Here is a 19,580-nt window from a genome sequence, read left to right on the forward strand (position 1 = left end):
AGTTCAGCGGGAACGTCGCAGCGATCTGGCGGCCGCGCCCTGACCGAGGTGTGCAGGGCCGTCGCCGAGGTTCTGAGCCGCAGCCGCTCGGAGATACCCGAGGCGACCACGTGGGTGGACGTCGACGCGACGGCGCTGCTCGACCTGCGCGCCCGGCTGGGAGAGAGCGGTGCCGCGCCGGGCATCCTCGCCATGGTCGCCCGCTTCGTCGTCGCCGGGCTCGCCCGGTTCCCCGAGCTGAACGCGAGGGTCGACACCGGGGCCGGCGAGATCACCCACCTCGACGGGGTCAACCTCGGCCTGGCCGCCCAGACCGGGCGCGGCCTCGTCGTCCCGTCGATCCGCGACGCGCAGCGGCTCGGCATGCGTGGCCTGGACGCGGAGATCCGGCGCCTCACGGCCGCGGCCCGCGAGGGCACCGCCACCGCGGCCGAGCTCGGTTCCGGCTCGTTCACGCTGAACAACTACGGCGTCCTCGGCGTCGACGGCAGCGCCGCGATCATCAACCACCCCGAGGTCGCGATCCTCGGGATGGGCCGCATCATCCCGCGGCCCTGGGTCGTGGACGGTGAGATCGTCGCGCGGCAGATCGTGCAGCTCTCGCTCGTGTTAGACCACCGGGTCTGCGACGGCGGCACCGCCGGCGGGTTCCTGCGCTTCGTCGCCGACGCGATGGAGGCCCCGGTGTCCGCGATGGCCGACCTGTGAGCCGGGCTCCGGTCCGGGGTGAGTGACGGGACCGGGTGACTCACCCGGAACGGAGGACTCCGGCGATCCCCACTGCCGCGGCGTGCACGGCGGGCGCGAGGCGATCGACGTCGATCTGGTGCGCCCATCTGGTCACGGAGACCGCGGCCATCGCCCGTCGATCGGTGCCCAGCACCGGCGCCGCGACGCAGGCGATGCCCTTCGCGGACTCCTCGTGCTCGGCGGCGAACCCGCGCCCCTGCACAGCGCGGATCTCGCGCAGCACGAGCCCGGGCGCCACGATCGTGCGTGGCGTGCGGCGCTGCAGCGGGTGGCCGATCACCTCCTGCTGGACCGCCTGCGGGGCGTGGGCGAGCAGCGCCTTGCCCACCCCCGTGCAGTACGCAGGCATCCGCCCGCCGAGCCGCGACTGCAGCGTCGGTCCGTGGCGGCTGCCGAGCTTGTGGACGTAGACGACGTCCGAGCCGTCGAGCACGGCCAGATGCACGGTGCTGCGCGTGGTCTCGAACAGATCCGCGAGGAACGGTCCCGCCGCCTCTCGGAGCCGGTGCTGCAGGGGTGCGAGCGCGCCGAGCTCGAAGAGACGGACACCGAGGCGGTGCCCGTTCTCGGTGCGTTCGACCAGCTCCCACTCGGCCAGCTCGCCGAGGAGGCGATGGGCTGTCGGCTTGGGGAGCTTCGTGCGGCGGGCCAGTTCGGCGAGGGTGAGCTCGGCGTCGCCGGGTCGGAACGCCGCGAGCAGACACAGGGCACGGCCCAACTTGGAGGGGCCACCGTGCAACTCGTTCGCACTCATGCGATGCCCGCTCTCGACCTCGAGATCTACGGCGCCGTTCGGACGCCGGCTGAGGCCATGACCCTACGATTACGCATCGAGTAACGCAATGCATATTTTGGAACGCCGGGTCAGTCCCGGGCGGGGCACCCCAGTTCGGCCGAGATGGCTCTCGCGGTGGTGAGCAGGTCGGCGCGGATGGAGCGGACGTCGCGGTCGTCGTCGAAGCGGGCGGGCATTGCGACGCCGATCACCACCTCGATGTGCCCGTCCGGTCCGAAGACCGGTGCCGAGATGACGTTCAGGCCGGCGATGACGCTGCCGGTGGCGGTGGCGAGACCGGTCCTGCGCACCTCGTCGAGAACCTCGGCGAGGTGCTCGGGCGGGAGCTGCGAGGTCTCCTTGCGTCGTTGCTGGGCAGCGAGGATCGGGGCGGTGAGGGGTTCCGGGAGGTGTGCGAGGAACGCCCGTCCGATCGACGAATCCACGATCGGCAGGATCGAGCCGATCCTGACCACGATCGGCAGTGGGTACCACCCGTGGTCCTGGCGCACCAGGCTCGGGCCGGCGTCGGTCCACAGCGCGAGGTACACGGTGTGCCCGGTGCGATCGCGCAGGACGCTGGCATGGCGCGACGCCGTGCCCACCTCGTCGACCCGGCGCAGTGCCTCGACGCCGAGCCGCCGGGCCGCCGGGCCGAGGTTGTAGAGCCCGGTGTCCATCTCCTGCGTGACGAACCCGCTGCGCAGGAGGCTCACCAGGTAGCGGTGGGTCTTGCCCGGTAGCAGTCCGCTGCCGGCGGCGATCTTGGACAGCGGCATCGGGCCCCCGCCCTCCTCGAGCGCCGCCAGCACGCGCATACCGATCTCGACGGACTGGATGCCCTGCTGCTGATGTGGCGTCGTCACCGGTGATCGGGCTCCTCGGGACGGGGGACGCGGCCGGCACATCATGCCGGACGACTCGTCGGACCGGCATTCCAACCACTGGAACGGATCTGTGGGACGCGTTCGGCACGGGTGCCAGGGTTCGCCCCGGTTCCGACGAAGAGGTGGTTGTCATGGATGCAGATCTCGACGAGGTCATCGGTCGCAGTCGGTTCGGTCCGCTGCACGTGCGGATCGTCCTGCTCGCCGGGCTGGTGATCCTCTTCGACGGCTACGACCTGACGATCTACGGGGCCGCGGTGCCTCGGATGATCGTCGAGTTCGGCATCAGCCCGGCGACCGCCGGCCTGATCGGCAGCGGTGCGCTCGTCGGGATGATGATCGGGGCGATGGCGTTCGGCGCTCTCGCCGACAAGGTCGGGCGACGCAGGCCGATCATCGCGTGCGTCGTGCTGTACACGGTGTTCACCGGCGCGGTGTTCCTCGCGGCCACCCCGTGGGAGGTGGGCGTCTACCGCTTCCTCGCGGGCCTGGGACTGGGCGGCGTGATGCCCAACGCCGTCGCACTGGTCACCGAGTACGCACCGACCCGGCTCCGCAGCACGATGGTCAGCGTCATGTTCAGCGGTTACATGGTCGGCGGGATCGCCGCGGCCCTGCTCGGAGTGGCGCTCATCCCCGCCTACGGATGGCGGTCGTTGTTCCTGCTGGGCGCGCTCCCGCTCCTCGCCGTGCCCCTGCTCGTGAAGTACCTTCCCGAAGCTCCGGCCTTCCTGCTGCGCCGCGGACGCGCTGACGAGCTCGCCGCGACCCTGCGCGCCCTCGACCCCGGCCTGCCCCCGCACGGCGATCTCCGGGTGACGGCGGGGGCGGAGCCGGCCGGCCGGTCGCCGGTCGCGAGCCTGTTCCGCAACGGCAACGGCGTGAACACAGCGATGCTGTGGATCGCGTTCTTCATGGTGCTGCTGATGATCTACGGGCTGCTCACCTGGCTGCCACAACTCATGATCGAGGCCGGGTACCCGTTGGGCTCGAGCCTGTCGTTCCTGATGACGCTCTTCCTCGCAGGCATCGTCATCACCTGGGTCGGCGGGTACCTCTCCGACCGCTACGGGACCCGGCCGGTGCTGATCGTGAGCTATCTCGTCGCCGCGGTCTTCGTCGCCGCCCTCGGGTTCCTCGGCGACAGCTCGCTCCTGTGGGTCTACGCATCGGTCGCACTGGGTGGCGGCGCCACCTTCGCCGCGCAGATCTTCGCCAACGCCTACGCCGCCCAGTTCTACCCGTCGTCCGCCCGGTCGGCGGGAATCGGTTGGGCTCTCGGGATAGGTCGGATCGGGGCGATCATCGGACCGTTGCTGGGGGGCGTCCTGCTGTCGGCCGGCGTTCCGCTCCACGTGAACTTCCTGGCTTTCGCTGTTCCCGGGATCATCGCCGCCGCAGCACTGGGACTGATCCGGAACCGCACGGCGGCTCCGCGCACCGCCGGCACCCGACCCTCGATCGGGGCATGACGATGGCGACCACGGACGTCGACATCGCGGTGATCGGCGGCGGTATCGGCGGGCTGACCCTCGCACTCGCGCTGCGACAGCGCGGGCTCGAAGCCGAGGTGTTCGAGCAGGCCGATGCCCTGCGCGAGGTCGGAGCGGCGGTCGCGATCGCCGCGAACGGCTCCCGGATCCTGCAGCGGCTGGGCCTCGGTGACGAGCTCGCCGCCGCCTCCGTGGTGCCGACCTCACTGCAGTACCGGCACTGGCGCAGCGGTGCCGTCGTCGCCGAGCATCCCGTCGGTGAGGCGTACGCGCGGCGCTTCGGCGCACCGTTCTGGGGCATCCACCGCGCGTCGCTCCAGCGGACCCTCAGCGAAGCCTGGGGCGTGGAGCGGCTGCACCTCGGCCGGTGCCTGGTCGGGGTGAGCGACCGCGCAGACGGCGTGGTCCTCACTTTCCGCGACGGCCGGACGGTGCACGCCCGCACGGTGGTCGGTGCCGACGGCGTGCACTCGCGGGTGCGACGGCACGTCGACGACTCCGCCCCGGTCTACTCGGGCACGAGCGGGTTCCGCGGGATGGCGCCGATCGAGGCGCTCCCGTCCCTGCCGTCGCCCTCCGCCGTCCAGTTCTGGATGGGGCCCGGCGGGCACGTACTGCACTACCAGGTCGGTGAGAGCGTCAACTACCTCGCGGTGCTGGACGGCCCGCGGCGATGGCCCCACCAGGCCGGCCTCACCGACGCCGGACCGGGTGAGCTGATCGGCGCCTTCGCCGGATGGCACGGCGCAGTCCGGGACATGCTCGAGGCCGTGCCGCAGAGCCCGCGGTGGGGGTTGTTCACGCTGCCCTCGCCTCTGCGGTGGAGCCGCGGCCGTTCCGTCCTGCTGGGCGACGCCGCCCACGCGATGCTGCCGCACCACGGCCAGGGCGCGAACCAGACCATCGAGGACGCAGCCGTGCTCGCCCGCTGCATCGCCGACGCGGGCCCGGAGGGGTACGAGTCGGCGTTCGGCCGCTACGAGCGGCTGCGTCGGTCCCGCACCCGCGCCGTCCAGCGCGCGTCCTGGGACACCTCACCGGTCCTCCACCTCCCGGACGGGCCCGCCGCCGACGTCCGTGACGAGCGCCTGCGCGGCCTCGACGGGTGGCTGGGCTGGATCCACGGCCACGACCCCGACCGGGCGATCGCTCTTCCACTCGCCGATGCCCACCACTGAAGGAGATCTGCGCATGACCACCACCGTCCCGCCGAGGTACGAGATCGCACACCTCGCCCACGCCGAACTGCTCACCCCGGACCTGGCGGGCAGCCTGTGGTTCTTCACGGAGCTGCTCGGCATGCGCGTGACCGCCCGGCACGAGGACTCGATCTACCTGCGCTGCTACGAGGACCCCTACCACCACAGCCTCAAGCTCACCGCGGCCGAGCACGCGGGACTGGGCCTGCTGGGCTGGCGAACCACCTCGGCCGATGCCCTGGAGCGCCGGGCGGCGGCTCTCGACGCGGAGGGCCTGGGCACGGGCTGGACCACGGGCGACATCGGCGTCGGACGCACCTTCGCCTTCCAGAGCCCCGACGGACACGCGATGGAGCTCGTGTGGGACGTCGAGAAGTACAGCGCACCCGCCGAGCTGCGGAGCCCGATCCTGACGCGCCGGTCCAAGCGACCGCTGCAGGGCATGCCCCCACGGCGGCTGGACCACGTCAACCTGATGGCCTCCGACGTCACCGCGCAGAAGGAGGTGTTCGAGCGGGCCCTCGGCTTCGGCACGCGCGAGCGCGTGATCGACGCGGCGAACGGCGACACCGAGATCGGGGCCTGGCTCAGCGTCAACAACCTCGGCCACGAGATGGCGGTCATGCTGGACCAGACCGGCTCCCGAGGACGCCTGCACCACCTCGCGTTCTGGTACGGGGTGCCCCAGCACAACACCGACGCCGCCGAGCTGTGCCGCGAGTACGGCATCCAGATCGAGGCCGGCCCCGACGTCCACGGCATCACCCAGGGCGCGTTCCTTTACGTCTTCGAACCCGGGGGCAACCGCATCGAGCTGTTCGGCAACTCCGGGATCCTGCAGTTCGAGCCCGACCACGAGATGGTGACCTGGGACATCAGCGACTTCGACACGGGCCTCGCCATCGGCGGGGCGACGCTGCCGGCCGAGACCTACTTCGTCTACGGGACCCCCGCGAACGCGGGGCAGGAGAAGCTGCTCGTGCCGGGTGCGGCCGGTCGGTGATCGGGCGACGTCCACCGCTCCGGCGTGGGCCTGACCGCCCCAGGGTCGGGAACGCGGTCGGGCTCAGCCGCGCAGCCGGACGTTGACCTGCTTGGTCTGGGTGAAGCCCGCGAGCATCCCCTCCAGCGACACCTCGCGGCCCATCCCGCTGTCCTTGTACCCGCCGTAGGACTGGCCGACGACCTGCCCCCCGCCCTGGTTGACCTGGATCCAGCCGGCCTGGAGCCGGTGGGCGGTGGTCAGGGTCCGGTCGAGGTCGCGGCCCCAGACGTAGGCGGCCAGGCCGTAGTGGCTGTCGTTGGCCATCCGCACGACGTCGTCGACCTCCCGCCACGGGATGACGACGAGCACCGGCCCGAAGATCTCCTCGCGGGCGAGCCGGAACTCGTTGCGGGCACCGCTGAAGACGGTGGGGAGGTGGTAGTAGCCCTCGGTCAGGGGTCCGTCGACCGGGGCGGTGCCGCCGAGGGCGGTGGACATGGCCGGGTCCTCGCGGCCGGCGCGCAGGTAGTCGTCGATCGCGCCGAACTGCTTCGCGTTGATCACCGCGCCGATGTCGCTGGCCTCGTCGAGCGGGTCGCCGACGGTCAGGGCGCCCATCGCGGTGACGAGCCGGTCGAGGACCTCGTCGTGGACGTCCTCGTGCAGGAACAGGCGCGAGCCGGCGGTGCAGCTCTGGCCCTGGCGGGCGAAGCGGGAGGACGCGAGCAGGCCGGGGACCAGGTCGTCGCCGACGGCGTCGGGGAACACGATGCTCGGGTTCTTGCCGCCGAGCTCGAGGGAGGCGGGCACGAGGCGCTCGCCGGCGTGCCGGGCCACCCCGCGCCCGACCTCGGTGGAGCCGGTGAAGGACAGCTTGTCGACGCCGGGGTGCTCGACGAGGGCGGCTCCGGCCTCGCGGCCCAGTCCGGAGAACGCGTTGAGCACGCCCGGGGGCAGGAACCCGGCGCAGATCTCCGCGAGCAGCAGCACGGACAGCGGTGCGTCCTCGGCGGCCTTGAGCACCACCGTGTTCCCGGCCGCGAGCGCGGCGGGCACCTTGAACCCGGCGATCATCAGGGGGGAGTTCCAGGGCAGGATCGCCCCGACGACGCCGAGCGGCTCGAGGCGGGTGTACTGCAGCTGGCCGTCGCCCGCGGGGAGCGTGGTGCCCTTGACCTCGCCGGCGACCCCGGCGAAGTAGCGGAACAGGTCGACCAGCGTGGCCACCTCGGGACGGGCCTGGGTCCGCAGGGCGTTGCCGGTGTCGGCGGCGGTGAGGCGGGCGAGCTCCTCGGAGCGGGCCTCGACGGCGTCGGCGATCCGTGCGAGCGCGCGCTGGCGGACCGTGAAGTGCTCGCCGCTCCAGGGGCCGAAGGCGGCGCGGGCGGCCCGGACGGCGCGGTCGACGTCCTCGCGGCCGGCCCGGGCGACGCGGGCGATCACCCGTCCGCGGTGCGCGGGGGTGACGACGTCGTCCAGCGCGCCGGACGCGGCCGGCGTCCAGGCCCCGTCGACGAGCATCGTCCAGGTCGGGACGTCGCCGGCGGGGATCCCGGCGTGGGCGGGGGTGTGCAGGGCGGTCATGCGACGGTCCTTCCCGTGGGGCGTGCGGTCCCGGTGATCCACGCGCGGACCCCGTCGGCGTGCTGGTCGAGCGTCGGGGGAGCGGTGTGGTGCGACCGGCCGCGGGGCGAGCCGTCGAGCCCCTCGAGGCGCAGCGCCGGTCCGGGCAGCTCCACCGTCCCGACGACGGGGTGGTCCACCTCGACGACCAGGCCCTGGCTGCGGGTCTGCTCCCAGTCGTAGACCTCGTCGAGGGTGCGGATGGCGCCCGCGGGCACTCCCGCGTCGGCGAGTTCCGCGAGGCAGCGGTCGCGGCTGCGGTCGGCGAAGGCCTTCTCGACGAGCTCGACCAGGTCGTCGCGGTGGGCGAACCGGGACGCGTTGTCGGCGAACCGCGGCTCCCGGGGGTCGATCCCGACGACCGGGGCGAAGCGGGCCCAGATGGCCTCGTTGCCGACGGCCAGCTGCAGGGTGCCGTCGGCGCAGCGGAAGGTGCCGTACGGCGCGATCTGCGGGTGGTGGTTGCCGCTGGGCTGGGGGACCTCGTGCGCGACGGTCCACCGGGTGCCCTGGAAGGCGTGGGCGCCGACCAGCCCCGCCAGCAGCGAGGTGCGGACGACGGCGCCCTCGCCGGTGCGGCTCCGCTCCGCGAGCGCGGCCAGGACGCCGATCGCCCCGTTCAGTCCGGCCAGGACGTCCCCGATCGGCAGGCCGACGCGGGTCGGCCGGTCGGCCGAGGGGCCGGTCAGGCTCATGAGCCCGGCCTCGCCCTGCGCGATCTGGTCGTAGCCGGCGCGCCCGCCCTCGGGCCCGTCGTGGCCGAACCCGGTGATGGACAGCAGGACCAGGGCCGGGTTGAGCCGCCGCAGCTCCGCCACGGGGAGCCCGAGCCGGTCGAGGACGCCGGGGCGGAAGTTCTCCACGAGGACGTCGGCCCGCCGCAGGAGGTCCTTCAGGACGTCGAGGTCGGCCGCCTGCTTGAGGTCGAGCTGGATCGACTCCTTGTTGCGGTTGGCCGCCATGAAGTAGGTCGACTCGGGAGCATCCGCCGGCCCGACGAACGGCGGGCCCCAGGAGCGGGTCTCGTCGCCGCCGCCGGGCCCCTCCACCTTGACGACCCGGGCCCCCAGGTCGGCCAGCACCATCGTCGCGTGCGGTCCGGCGAGGGCCCGGGAGAGGTCGACGACCACGGTGCCGTCGAGCGGACCCGTCCGGTCCGGTCCTGCGCTGCGCTCTGCCATGAGCCGAGGCTGCGGGACCCCCGGCCTGCGTACAAGCACCGGCTGCACAGACAGGATGTGCAGAATCGCAGATGTCAGTAGTCTCCCGCAGCAGTTCGCGCAGCGGTGCGCGCCGCCGACGGAGGATGCCGGATGAGCTCAGACGTGGACGTCCGCCGGCTGCGGGCCGACGACCTCCGGTACCTGCTGGCGGTGGCGAGCACGGGCCGGCTGGTGGCGGCGGCGGACGCGCTCGGCGTCGACCACACCACGGTGTCCCGGCGAATCAAGGCGCTCGAGAAGATCCTGCAGGTGCGCCTGCTCGAGCGCGGCGCCGACGGGTGGGAGCTGACCGAGATCGGCCGCGCGGTGGCGGAGCCCGCCCGGCCGATCCAGGAGGCGGTGGAGCGCGCGGCCCTGGCGGCGTCCGGAATGCGGGAGGACGCCGTGTCCGGCAACTTCCGGCTCACCGCGCCCGACGGGTTCGGCACCGTGTTCGCCGTGCCGGCGCTCAAGCGCCTGCGCGACACGCACCCCAACCTCACCATCGAGCTGATCACCGCGACGCGGAACCTGATCCTGCACCAGTCCGGCTTCGACCTGGCCGTCGCGGTCGGGAAGCCCGCCACCGGCCGGTTGTTCGCCGAGAAGCTCGCCGACTACGCGCTGCGGCTGTACGCGAGCGAGGAGTACCTCGAGCGGCACGGGACGCCGCAGACGGTGGGCGACCTCGCGCGCCACACCGTGGCGTTCTACGTCGACTCGCTGCTGCAGGTCGGCGACCTCGACCTCGACCACCACCTGCCCGGCGTGACCGCGCGGTTCGCCTCGACGAACATCTTCGCCCAGCTGGAGGCGGCCCGGGTCGGCGCGGGGATCGCCCTCGTCCCGCAGTTCCTCGCCCTGCGCGCCCCCGAGCTGCGGGTCGTCGACGTCGGGGTGCCCCCGCTGATGCTGGCGTTCACGCTCGCGGTGCGCCGCGACAGCACCTCGCGCCCGGCCGTGCGGGCCGTGCGGGGCGCGCTCCACGAGGAGGTCCGGCTGCGCCGGGACGAGCTCCTCTGAGCACACGGCACAGCTCCGGCGTCTGCGTTCGTGCACAGGCGCTCTGTACCGATGGGCATTGGCCGCTCCTCCGACCGCTCGCACGCTGTGTGCACCGCAGTCGTCACGACGCCCGGTGCAGCGGCCGGGCCCACGAGGAGTGAACATGAGCAACGTCGCCTGGATCGGTCTCGGACACATGGGGGTCCCCATGTCCGCGAACCTGGTGGAGGCCGGCCACACCGTCCGCGGGGTCGACATCGTCGAGCCGGCCCGCGAGGCCGCGCGGGCGAAGGGCGTCGAGGTGGTCGCGACGGTCGCCGAGGCCGTCCGGGACGCCGACGTGGTCTTCACGATGCTGCAGTCGGGCCGGGAGGTCACCGAGGTCCTCACCGGACCGGACGGTGCGTTCGCGCACATGCCCCGCGGCGCGGTGGCCGTCGACTGCTCCACCACCGGCATCGACACGGCCCGGACGCTGGCCGAGCTGGCCAGGGAGAACGGCGTCGGTTTCGTCGACGCCCCGGTGTCCGGCGGCGTGCAGGGCGCGGAACAGGGGACTCTCACCCTGATGCTGGGCGGCGACCTGGACCACGTCGCCACCGCCGAACCGTTCCTGAAGTCGGTCGGCTCCTACATCGCGCACATCGGCGTGAGCGGTGACGGGCAGGCGATGAAGGTCGTCAACAACGCGATGCTCGGCGTCGGCATGGCGACGGCCTGCGAGGCGTCGGTCCTCGCGCAGCGGCTCGGTCTCGACCCGCAGGCCTTCTTCGACGTCGTCACCCGCTCCTCCGGGGACAACTGGGCCTTCCGCACCTGGTTCCCGCTCCCGGGCGTCGTCCCGACCTCGCCGAGCTCGCACGGCTACGAGGCCGGCTTCATGATCGACCTGCTGAAGAAGGACCTCGGCCTGGCGACCGCCCTCGGCGCGGAGTTCGACGTGCGGATGGACACCGCCGCCTCGGCGGAGAAGCTGTTCGCCGACGCCTCCGCGGCCGGTGCGGGGCAGCGCGACTGCACCGCCCTCGCGCTGCACCTCGGCGCGCAGGTCGACCCGCAGACCGTCCCGGAGCAGGGCGGCGCCGCGTGAGCGCCCCCGCCCGGAACCGGCCGCCGACAAAGGTGGTGGCCGCGAGCACCGCGGGCACCGTCGTCGAGTGGTACGACTTCTTCATCTACGCCACCGCGGCGACGCTGGTCTTCCCCGCGCTGTTCTTCCCCCAGGCGGGCTCGCAGCTCGCCGGCATCCTCGCCGCCCTGGGCACCTACGCGGTCGGCTTCGTCGCCCGGCCGGTCGGCGGGATCGTCTTCGGGCACTACGGGGACAAGCTGGGCCGCAAGCAGCTGCTGCAGATCAGCCTGCTGATCATCGGTGTGGCGACCTTCCTCATCGGCCTGCTCCCGACCTACGGGCAGGTCGGGGTCTGGGCGCCGATCCTGCTGGTGGTGCTCCGGTTCGCGCAGGGCTTCGCGCTCGGCGGCGAGTGGGGCGGCGCGGTGCTGCTGGTCAGCGAGCACGGCAGCCGGGAGAGCCGGGGCCTGTGGGCCAGCTTCCCGCAGGCCGCCGTTCCCGCGGGCAACATCCTGGCCACGGGCGTGCTGGCGCTGCTGTCGGTGACGCTGACCCAGGAGGCCTTCCTGTCCTGGGGCTGGCGCATCGCCTTCCTGGCCTCGGCGGTCCTGGTCGTCATCGGCTACGTCATCCGCACCCGCATCGAGGACGCCCCGGTCTTCCGGGAGACCATCGCGAAGGTGGCCGCCGAGGAGCAGGAGCACGCCCCGCTGCGCGAGGTCCTGCGCGAGTACCCGCGCCAGCTGCTCGTGGCGATGGGCCTGCGGATCTCGGAGAACACGCAGTACTACATGGTCGTCTCGTTCTCGATCACCTACCTGACCGTGGTGGTCGGCGTGCCGTCGGGACAGATCCTGGGGCTGCTGCTGGTCGCCCACGTCGTCCACCTGTTCGCGGTGCCGTTCGCCGGGTTCCTGTCCGACCGGGTCGGCCGCAAGCCGGTGATCGGGTTCGGCATCGGTCTCGCGGCCGTCTGGGGCGTCGTCGCGTGGCAGGTGTTCGAGACGAACCAGCGGCTCGCCATCACCGTGGTGCTGGTCGGCGGGCTCCTCGCCCACGCCTGCATGTACGGCCCGCAGGCGGCGTTCCTGTCCGAGATGTTCCCGACCCGCATGCGCTACACGGGCATCTCCGTCGGGCACCAGGTCGCCTCGATCCTGGCCGGTGCGCTCGCCCCGATCCTCGCCGGGATCCTGCTGGCGGTGTACGGCAACTGGTTCGGCATCGCGGCCTACCTCGTGGTGGCCGCGTCGATCAGTGCGGTGGCGCTGTACCACTCCCGCGAGACGCGCGGGCTCGACTACGCCGAGCTCGACCGCAGGACCGGGCACGGGGCCGACGTCCCGTCCGTGGCGGGCCGGCCGGTCTCCTGACGAGGCACCCCGGGCGGTCCGGTCACGGCAGCACGCCGTGGGCCGGGCCGCCCGCGTGCGTGCCCGGCTGTTGCGCCGCCGGGACGCGCGCGGTTAAATCATTGAGGAACACAATGATTGTGGGTCTCAACGGTGATGAGGGTCCCCAGATGAGCATCGCGTCCCCGGAGTCCCGCGTCCCGCTGCGCTACGACAACCGGATCACCCTCCAGAAGCTGGAGGTCCTGTGCTCGGTGGTGGAGCTCGGCGGGGTCTCGCGCGCCGCGGAGCACCTCTGGGTCGCGCAGTCGGTGGTGTCGGGGCACCTGCGGTCGCTGCAGGAGCGGCTCGGGGTCCGCATGCTCTACCGCGACGGCCAGAAGATGAAGCTGACGCCGGCCGGCGAGCAGGTGTACCGGTGGGCGTGCACGACCCTCGCCGAGACCCGCGAGCTCATGCGGCACCTCGACGAGCTGAACACCGTCGAGAACGAGCGGATCCTGCTGGCGACGAGCCAGACCGTCGGCAGCTACCTCCTCCCGCCGGTGCTCGCCGAGTTCGGCCGGGAGCGGCCGGGGGCGGTCATCTCCATGAACGTCTCCGAGCCCGAGGCGGCCTTCGACGCGGTCGCCTCCGGCGAGTGCGACCTGGGCATCGTCATCGCGGGCACCGAGTACGACCACCCGCACGTGCGGTCCACGGAGATCGGCCGCGAGGAGATCACCCTCGTCGCCGGCACCGACAGCCTGCCGGGGATCGACGGGCTGGCGCTGGCCGACCTGCGCTCGATCCCCGTCGTCGCCCCGGCGGCCGGGGCACGGGCGCGCGACGCCATCGACCGCTACCTCGTGGAGCTCGGTGCCGCACCGCAGAACGTGACGATGGAGCTGGGGCACCCGGAGGCGATGAAGCGCGTCATCCGCCGCGGCGCGGCCGCGTGCCTGCTGTTCCGCGCCTGCGTCCAGGACGAGCTGGCCGACGGGAGCCTGCGCGAGATCCCGATCCTGGACGCCGACCTGACGCTGCCCGTGCTCAGCATCGTGCGCGCCGACCGGCAGCTGTCGGCCCGGTCCACGCAGCTCGTCGAGCGCACCCGGGTGTACCTGGCGGCGCGGTGAGCGACAGCGGTGAGGGCGCGGCCGGCGTGCGCCCCCCGACCCTGCTCGGCATCGCGTCCTACCTGGCGGGCAACGTCGCACGCGCGGCGATGCGCACGCTGTGGCGCAGCCTCGCCGAGCACGGCCTGCGGCTGAGCCAGCACGCCGTGCTGGTCGCCCTCCACGACTTCGGGCCGCTGGCCCAGGCCGAGATCGCCGATCGGCTCGACCTCGACCGCAGCCAGGTCGTCGGCTTCGTCGACGCCCTCGAGCGCCACGGCTTCGTCACCCGCAGCCGCGATCCGCGCGACCGCCGGCGCACCCTGGTCGCGCTGACCGACGCGGGCGCCGCCGCCGAGCGCCGGGTCACCGAGGCGGCGCGCGACCTCCAGCCCGCCCTGTTCGCCGCGCTGTCCCCGGCCGAGCTGGACCAGCTGGTCGGGCTGCTCACGCGGGTGCTGGACGCCCACGACGCCGCGCGGCTCGGCCCCGGTCACCCGCTCAGGCCGGGATGACCGGCAGCAGGAGGTGGCTGTCGAACGCGCCGCCGGTGCGGATGCGGTGCCGTCCGCGGTTGACCGACTGCTCGTGGGCCTGGGCCGGGCCGATGTCGTAGCGGTGCAGGTCCCGGCCCTGCACGACCAGCCGCAGCGACTCGCCGGCCGCGAACAGCGTCGACGACGGCCAGATCTCGATCTCGACGGGCGTGGGCTCGCCGGGGCGCAGCGGCAGCTGCCGCTCGTGGCGCAGGCGCGGCTGCCACGGCGTGGAGCGCTCGTCGTCGAGCTCGCGGTGGCTCGCCCGCAGCCAGCCCAGCGCGACCTGACCGTCGTCCATCATCGACCAGTAGGGGAAGTGCACCTGCCGGCCGGAGCGGTCGAGCTTCTGCAGGCCCACGAAGAGGTCCATGTCGTCGCCCTCGTCGATCTCGACCCACAGGCGCAGCTTCGCGTACCCGGTGATCTCGGTGCGGGCGTCGAACCGGAGGTCGAAGACCGCGCGCCCGTCCTCGGCCGCCGGGTCGTACTCGACGGCCGCCGCGGCGGCCGGCTGCCCGGCGACCAGGGTGCCGGCGGTGGCGTCGAGGGCGAAGGGCCGGTGGTCGGTGCGGGCCGGCGGCCACTCCCGTTCCGCGCGCTCGACTCCCACGGCGTAGCGCTCGCGGACCTCGATCCGCACCGGCGGCCAGGTCCGCACCTCGTCGTCGGTCCCCATGAGGAAGTGGTCGAAGAAGGCGCGGAGCCGGCGCAGGCTCTCCGGCCGGTAGTAGTACTGCCACTTCTTGCGGCCGTGCACCTCGAGCCACTTGTGCGGGGAGCCCACCTCGCGCCACGCCTCGATCGTCCCGCGCGTGTGCAGCCCGTGGTCGCCCCAGTCGGTCACGCAGTAGGCCGGGACGTCGATCACGGACAGGTCGGGCACCGACTTGCTGCGGTTGTAGTCGTCGAGCAGGGGATGGGCCGCGTGCATCGCCGGCAGGTCCTCGACCCGCCCCGGCCCGCACCGGCAGGACCACTGCGTGAACGTGACGAACTTGGTCTCGGGGATGCCGCCGTGGAAGAAGTAGTCGCGGTAGCAGTCGCTCCAGCCCTCCCACGGGTTGATGGCGGCCAGGTGCGGGGGCCGCGTCGCGGCGACGCGCCACTGGACGACCGCCAGGTACGAGACCCCGCTCATCCCGACCCTGCCCGTGCACCACGGCTGCGCCGCCGTCCACTCGACGACGTCGTGGCCGTCCTCGCCCTCCTGCTCGCTGAGGACGACCAGGTCGCCCTCCGACATCCAGGACCCGCGCGAGTCGGCGTTGACGACGGCGTACCCGCGCTGCGCCCACCACATCGGGTCGGGCCCCTCCCACACCGTGTGCCGGGAGATCGCGTCCGCCGGCACCTCGGCACCCGGGAAGAGGTGGAAGCCCTTCGGCGCGTGCTTGCCGTAGGGACTCAGCGTCAGGATCGCCGGGACGGGCGCGGTGGCCGCGGCGGGCCGGAAGACGTCGACGTAGACGGTGACCCCGTCGCGCAGGACGACGGGGACGTCGCGCTCGATGCGGACGCCGTCCTCCTCGACGACCTCGCCCGTGCGCAGGCCCGGGTGCCCGCCGGTGGCCGGGTCGAGCCCGGGCATCCAGATCATCTCCGGCAGGACGCGCTCCGCGGGGCGCGGGGATCGCGAGGGGGTGCTCATGGCTGGGGGACTCCGGTCGCAGGAGGGGGGGAGGGGGACTGCGGGTCGCGGCGTGCTCAGAGCAGCGCGTCGAGGGTGATCGGCAGGTCGCGCACGCGCCGTCCGGTCGCGTCGTGCACCGCGTTGGCGATCGCGGCGGCGACGCCCGTGATGCCGATCTCGCCGACGCCGCGGGCGCCGACGGGAGCCCGCGGGTCGGGGACGTCGGTCCACAGGACGTCGATCTCGGGCACGTCGGCGTGCACCGGGACGTGGTAGTCGGTGAGGTTGGCGTTCACGATGCGGCCGGTCCGCCCGTCGACGACGGTCCGCTCCATCAGCGCCAGCCCGATGCCCATGACGATGCCGCCGCGGAGCTGGCTCGCGGCGGTGACAGGGTTGATGATCCGCCCGCAGTCGTAGGACCCGACGACCCGGTCGACCCGGGTCTCCCCGGTGACGGAGCTGACCCTGACCTGGCAGAACACCGCGCCGAAGGAGTGCATGGACCAGGCCTGCAGCTCGTCGCGGTCGGCCGCGTCGGCCACCGCGGTGACCTCGTGGCGGCCCGCGCGGCGCAGGATCTGCGCGTAGCCCTCCCACCGGTCCCGGTCGGCGAGCGCGCCCAGGCCGGCGTCCACCGAGCCGACCTCGTCGACGGTCAGGCCCGCCAGCGGCGTTCCGGGCGGCACCAGTGCCAGCAGCTCCGCGACGAGCGCGCGGTGCGCGGCGATCACCGCCGCCGCGACGCCGACCGTCTGGGCGGAGGCGCCCGCCTGGAACGCGCCGGGCAGCGTCGAGTCGCCGTACTCGACGGTGACCCGCTCCACCGGGAGGCCCAGGCGCTCGGCGGTGACGACCGCCTGGGCCGTCGTCGTGCCCATCCCCATGTCGTTCGCGGCCACGGCGACCGTCGCGCGCCCGTCCGCGGTGAGCGTGAGGCGCGCGGCGCCACCGGGGAAGCGCTGGTGGGGGTAGGTCGCGGCGGCGCACCCGGTGCCGATCCACCACTCGCCGTCGCGCCTGCTGCGGGGCGCCGCCGGGCGCGTCCAGCCGAAGCGCTTCGCGCCCGCGCGCCACGCCTGCGCCAGGTGGCGCGCCGAGAACGGCGCGCCCGACGCGGGATCGGAGTCCGGTTCGTTGCGCAGGCGCAGCTCCACCGGGTCCACGTCGAGCTGCTCGGCGAGCTCGTCGACCGCCGACTCCAGCGCGAACGTGCCGACCGCCTCGCCGGGGGCGCGCATGAACGAGTTCGCGATCATGTCGACGTCGACGACGTGCTGGTCGGTCCGCAGCGCCCCGGTCGCGTACATGTGGCGCGCGGGGAAGGTGAACGGCTCGACGACGTGGTTCCAGGGCGTGATCGACGAGGTGCCGGTGTGGATCAGCGCGATGAAGCGGCCGTCCTCGTCGGCGCCGATCGCGACGCGCTGCTCGGTGTTCGTCCGCCCGCCGACGACGCGGTAGACGTCCGCGCGGGAGAGCGCCAGGCGCACGGGCCGCCCGGCCAGCCTCGCCGCCGCGGCCGCCAGCACGTGGTGCGACCACACCGTCTTGCCGCCGAAGCCGCCGCCCACGTGCGGTGACGTCACGTGGACCCGGTGCTCGGCGACGCCGAGCGCGTGCGCGATCGTCCACGCGTGACCGGCGACGGACTGGCTGGCGTCGTGGACGACGAGGTCGTCGCCGACCCAGCCCACGGTCACCGCGTGCGGCTCGATCGCGTTGTGGTTGTGGCCCGGGGTCCGGTAGACGTGGTCGACCGCGTGCTGTGCGGCGGCCAGCGCGGCCTCCGCGTCACCGACGGCCACCTCGACCGGCTGGAAGAACAGGTGGTCGGGCCGGCGCGGGTCGGCGGCCGCCCCGGCGGAGGTGCGCGGCGCCGAGGCCGCGTACTCGACCTCGACGAGCGACGCCGCGTGGTCGGCCTGTTCGCGGGTGTCTGCCAGCACGAGCGCGACCGGCTCGCCGTTCCAGTGGATGCTGTCGTCCTGCATCACCGGCAGGTCCGTGCCGCCGAACGCCCGCGGAGCGGTGAAGATCGGCCGGAGCGGCCGCATGCGGGGCGCGGTGCGGTGGGTCATCACGAGCCGGACGCCGGGCGCGGCCTCGGCCGCCGACGTGTCCAGCCGTGTGATGCGGCCGCTCGCGATCGTGCTGCAGCGCAGGGCCCCGTGGAGCATGCCCTCCAGCACGTGCTCGGCGGCGTAGCGCGCCTCGCCGCGCACCTTCGCCGGGCCGTCCAGGCGCGGTAGGGGAGTGCCGACGAGCCCGTGCTCGACCTCCAGCACCGGATCGGTCCCGGTGCGCGGTGTCCAGCCGTCGGGCACGACGGCGACGGGGCGCCGGCCCGGTGCGCCGGTCACGCCGGGCCTCCGGTGAGCTGCTCCAGCACGGCGACGATGGTGCGGCGGGCGAGCTCCACCTTGAACGCGTTCCCCGCGAGCGGGCGGGCATCGGCGAGCTCGGCGTCCGCCGCGGCGCGGAAGGCGGCGGTGGTCGCCGGCCCGCCCGCCAGCACGGCCTCGGCGCGCGCGGCCCGCCACGGCTTCGGCGCGACCCCGCCGAGCGCGAGCCGGGCCCCGACGACCGTCCCGCCGTCGAGCTCGATCGCGGCGGCCACCGAGACCAGCGCGAACGCGAAGCCGGCGCGGTCGCGCACCTTGCGGTAGGTCGACCGCACGGCGCTCCCGCCGGGCGGCAGCTCCACCGCGGTGACGAGCTCGCCGGGCTCGAGCACGGTCTCGACGTCGGGCCGGTCCCCGGGCAGCCGGTGGAGGTCGGCCAGGGGGACGCGGCGCTCCCCGGCCGCGCCGGTCACGTGCACGACGGCGTCCAGCGCGACCAGCGCGACCGCCATGTCCGACGGGTGGGTGGCCGCGCAGCTCGGGGACGCGCCGAGGATCGCGAGGTCGCGGGTGTGGCCGCCGATCGCGGCGCAGCCCTGCCCCGGCGACCGCCTGTTGCAGGGCGAGCCGTCGGGGTCGGAGAAGTAGGGGCAGCGGGTGCGCTGCAGCAGGTTGCCGCCCACGGTCGCCATGTTGCGGACCTGTCCCGACGCGCCCGCGACGATCGCGCGGGTGAGCACGGGGTAGCGCTGCCGCACCGTGCGGTGGGTGGCCAGGGCGGTGTTCCGGACCGCCGCGCCGATCAGCAGCCGGCCGTCGGGTGCCTCGTCGATGCCGCCGGGGAGCCCGCTCACGTCGACCAGCCGCGTCGGCGCCTCCACGCCCTGGCGCATCAGGTCGACGAGGTTCGTCCCGCCGCCCAGGTAGCGCGCCCGCCCGCCGCGGGCGAGCCGGACCGCGTCGGCGACGTCGGTGGCGCGGGCGTACTCGAACTCGATCACGCGTCCGCGCTCCCGTGCACCTCGGCGATCGCCGCCACGATCCCGTTGTGGGCGCCGCAGCGGCAGAGGTTCCCGCTCATCCGCTCCCGCAGCTCGGCCGGGGTGAGCGCGATGCCGTCGGCCGTCAGGTCCGCCGTGACGTGGCTGGGGACGCCGCGCGCCACCTCCTCCGCCATCCCGATGGCCGAGCAGATCTGCCCGGGGGTGCAGTAGCCGCACTGCAGCCCGTCGTGGCGCACGAACGCCTCCTGCAGCGGGTGCCTGCCGCCGAGCCCCTCGACGGTGGTCACCTCGCGGCCGGCGCACTGGACCGCCAGCGCCAGGCAGGACACGATCCGCTCGCCGTCGACGAGCACGGTGCACGCTCCGCACGCGCCCTGGTCGCACCCCTTCTTGGTGCCGTGGAGCCCGAGGTGCTCGCGGAGGAAGTCGAGCAGGGAGACGCGGGGATCGGCGGGCGGCGGTGCGGGCACGCCGTTGACGACGAGGTCCGGGCCGGAGGTGCCTGTGCACGACCGGTGACCGGCCGGGGACGCGGGTTCGACCTTCACCCGCCCGACGCTAGGTCCGGGATCGGGCCGGGGGCCAATACGTCCTGGCCCCGTCGCCATCGGCCGGCGGCGAT

Annotated in this window: 16 protein-coding genes and 1 pseudogene; 9 read left to right on the plus strand and 8 right to left on the minus strand. The window is 73.6% G+C overall.

Translation table 11 applies throughout. From position 1 onward, the window contains the following. Positions 1–39 precede the first annotated feature (39 nt). A pseudogene (locus HOP40_RS21205) lies at positions 40–708 on the plus strand (dihydrolipoamide acetyltransferase family protein); the annotation flags it as partial. Between the two features lie 40 nt (positions 709–748). Here the strand turns inward: HOP40_RS21205 and HOP40_RS21210 are convergent. Together HOP40_RS21210 and HOP40_RS21215 are read right to left on the minus strand one after the other, a co-directional pair. Continuing rightward, positions 749–1,468 (minus strand): IclR family transcriptional regulator, encoded by a 720-nt coding sequence (locus HOP40_RS21210; RefSeq protein ID WP_240157183.1) that lies wholly within the window; start codon positions 1,466–1,468, stop codon positions 749–751. 146 nt (positions 1,469–1,614) lie between these two features. Next, positions 1,615–2,391 carry an IclR family transcriptional regulator gene (locus tag HOP40_RS21215; RefSeq protein WP_172161236.1) on the minus strand — a complete coding sequence of 259 codons (777 nt, stop codon included), beginning with the start codon at positions 2,389–2,391 and terminating at the stop codon, positions 1,615–1,617. A gap of 152 nt (positions 2,392–2,543) precedes the next feature. On the opposite strand from HOP40_RS21215, the gene HOP40_RS21220 reads away from it, so the two are divergent. Genes HOP40_RS21220 through HOP40_RS21230 form a run of 3 tightly spaced genes read left to right on the plus strand, consistent with a single transcriptional unit; the run spans position 2,544 to position 6,107 of the window. Continuing rightward, entirely contained in the window at positions 2,544–3,884 is a 1,341-nt protein-coding gene (locus tag HOP40_RS21220; RefSeq protein WP_172161238.1) for an MFS transporter, read from the plus strand. Further along, positions 3,881–5,083, plus strand: coding sequence for an FAD-dependent monooxygenase (locus HOP40_RS21225; RefSeq protein ID WP_240157184.1), 1,203 nt, complete (start codon positions 3,881–3,883; stop codon positions 5,081–5,083). The genes HOP40_RS21220 and HOP40_RS21225 overlap by 4 nt, the downstream gene beginning before the upstream one ends. Positions 5,084–5,096: 13 nt before the next feature. Further along, positions 5,097–6,107, plus strand: coding sequence for a VOC family protein (locus tag HOP40_RS21230; RefSeq protein ID WP_172161240.1), 1,011 nt, complete (start codon positions 5,097–5,099; stop codon positions 6,105–6,107). A 63-nt stretch (positions 6,108–6,170) separates the two neighbouring features. Here HOP40_RS21230 and HOP40_RS21235 read toward each other — a convergent pair whose 3' ends face one another. Continuing rightward, on the minus strand, positions 6,171–7,673 hold the full coding sequence (locus tag HOP40_RS21235; RefSeq protein ID WP_172161242.1) for an aldehyde dehydrogenase family protein: 1,503 nt from the start codon (positions 7,671–7,673) through the stop codon (positions 6,171–6,173). Continuing rightward, the gene (locus HOP40_RS21240; RefSeq protein ID WP_172161244.1) at positions 7,670–8,893 is read right to left on the minus strand and encodes a CaiB/BaiF CoA transferase family protein; all 1,224 of its coding nucleotides are present in this window, start codon (positions 8,891–8,893) and stop codon (positions 7,670–7,672) included. The genes HOP40_RS21235 and HOP40_RS21240 overlap by 4 nt, the downstream gene beginning before the upstream one ends. A 132-nt stretch (positions 8,894–9,025) precedes the next feature. On the opposite strand from HOP40_RS21240, the gene HOP40_RS21245 reads away from it, so the two are divergent. From HOP40_RS21245 to HOP40_RS21265, 5 genes are all read left to right on the plus strand, one after another. Then, positions 9,026–9,937, plus strand: coding sequence for a LysR family transcriptional regulator (locus HOP40_RS21245; protein ID WP_172161246.1), 912 nt, complete (start codon positions 9,026–9,028; stop codon positions 9,935–9,937). Positions 9,938–10,082: 145 nt separating this feature from the next. Further along, positions 10,083–11,009: an NAD(P)-dependent oxidoreductase gene (locus tag HOP40_RS21250; RefSeq protein ID WP_172161248.1), complete on the plus strand. Its 927-nt coding sequence runs from the start codon at positions 10,083–10,085 to the stop codon at positions 11,007–11,009. Continuing rightward, positions 11,006–12,364 (plus strand): MFS transporter, encoded by a 1,359-nt coding sequence (locus tag HOP40_RS21255; protein WP_172161250.1) that lies wholly within the window; start codon positions 11,006–11,008, stop codon positions 12,362–12,364. The genes HOP40_RS21250 and HOP40_RS21255 overlap by 4 nt, the downstream gene beginning before the upstream one ends. Positions 12,365–12,513: 149 nt before the next feature. Further along, complete coding sequence (locus HOP40_RS21260) at positions 12,514–13,461, plus strand: LysR family transcriptional regulator (protein WP_172161252.1); 948 nt, start codon at positions 12,514–12,516, stop codon at positions 13,459–13,461. After that, positions 13,458–13,955, plus strand: coding sequence for a MarR family winged helix-turn-helix transcriptional regulator (locus HOP40_RS21265; RefSeq protein ID WP_240157185.1), 498 nt, complete (start codon positions 13,458–13,460; stop codon positions 13,953–13,955). Before HOP40_RS21260 ends, HOP40_RS21265 begins: the two co-directional genes overlap by 4 nt. On the opposite strand, the gene HOP40_RS21270 is transcribed toward HOP40_RS21265, so the two are convergent. The 4 genes from HOP40_RS21270 to HOP40_RS21285 are packed head-to-tail and all read right to left on the minus strand — an operon-like array spanning position 13,942 to position 19,506. After that, positions 13,942–15,627 carry a CocE/NonD family hydrolase gene (locus tag HOP40_RS21270; protein WP_172161254.1) on the minus strand — a complete coding sequence of 562 codons (1,686 nt, stop codon included), beginning with the start codon at positions 15,625–15,627 and terminating at the stop codon, positions 13,942–13,944. The two genes, HOP40_RS21265 and HOP40_RS21270, sit on opposite strands and share 14 nt — an antisense overlap. A gap of 56 nt (positions 15,628–15,683) precedes the next feature. Continuing rightward, positions 15,684–17,972: a xanthine dehydrogenase family protein molybdopterin-binding subunit gene (locus tag HOP40_RS21275; RefSeq protein ID WP_172161256.1), complete on the minus strand. Its 2,289-nt coding sequence runs from the start codon at positions 17,970–17,972 to the stop codon at positions 15,684–15,686. Beyond that, positions 17,969–18,955 (minus strand): FAD binding domain-containing protein, encoded by a 987-nt coding sequence (locus HOP40_RS21280; RefSeq protein WP_172161258.1) that lies wholly within the window; start codon positions 18,953–18,955, stop codon positions 17,969–17,971. The genes HOP40_RS21275 and HOP40_RS21280 overlap by 4 nt, the downstream gene beginning before the upstream one ends. After that, a complete protein-coding gene (locus HOP40_RS21285; RefSeq protein ID WP_420821766.1) occupies positions 18,952–19,506 on the minus strand; it encodes a 2Fe-2S iron-sulfur cluster-binding protein in 555 nt (184 codons plus the stop codon). The genes HOP40_RS21280 and HOP40_RS21285 overlap by 4 nt, the downstream gene beginning before the upstream one ends. Between the last annotated feature and the right edge of the window lie 74 nt (positions 19,507–19,580).

The organism is Pseudonocardia broussonetiae (assembly GCF_013155125.1).
Taxonomy (GTDB): domain Bacteria; phylum Actinomycetota; class Actinomycetes; order Mycobacteriales; family Pseudonocardiaceae; genus Pseudonocardia; species Pseudonocardia broussonetiae.

Coding starts and splice junctions, on each gene's coding strand:
- HOP40_RS21220 (WP_172161238.1), top strand. CDS start 2,544: ATGGATGCAGATCTCGACGAGGTCATCGGTCGCAGTCGGTTCGGTCCG.
- HOP40_RS21225 (WP_240157184.1), top strand. CDS start 3,881: ATGACGATGGCGACCACGGACGTCGACATCGCGGTGATCGGCGGCGGT.
- HOP40_RS21230 (WP_172161240.1), top strand. CDS start 5,097: ATGACCACCACCGTCCCGCCGAGGTACGAGATCGCACACCTCGCCCAC.
- HOP40_RS21235 (WP_172161242.1), bottom strand. CDS start 7,673: ATGACCGCCCTGCACACCCCCGCCCACGCCGGGATCCCCGCCGGCGAC.
- HOP40_RS21240 (WP_172161244.1), bottom strand. CDS start 8,893: ATGGCAGAGCGCAGCGCAGGACCGGACCGGACGGGTCCGCTCGACGGC.
- HOP40_RS21245 (WP_172161246.1), top strand. CDS start 9,026: ATGAGCTCAGACGTGGACGTCCGCCGGCTGCGGGCCGACGACCTCCGG.
- HOP40_RS21250 (WP_172161248.1), top strand. CDS start 10,083: ATGAGCAACGTCGCCTGGATCGGTCTCGGACACATGGGGGTCCCCATG.
- HOP40_RS21260 (WP_172161252.1), top strand. CDS start 12,514: ATGAGCATCGCGTCCCCGGAGTCCCGCGTCCCGCTGCGCTACGACAAC.
- HOP40_RS21270 (WP_172161254.1), bottom strand. CDS start 15,627: ATGAGCACCCCCTCGCGATCCCCGCGCCCCGCGGAGCGCGTCCTGCCG.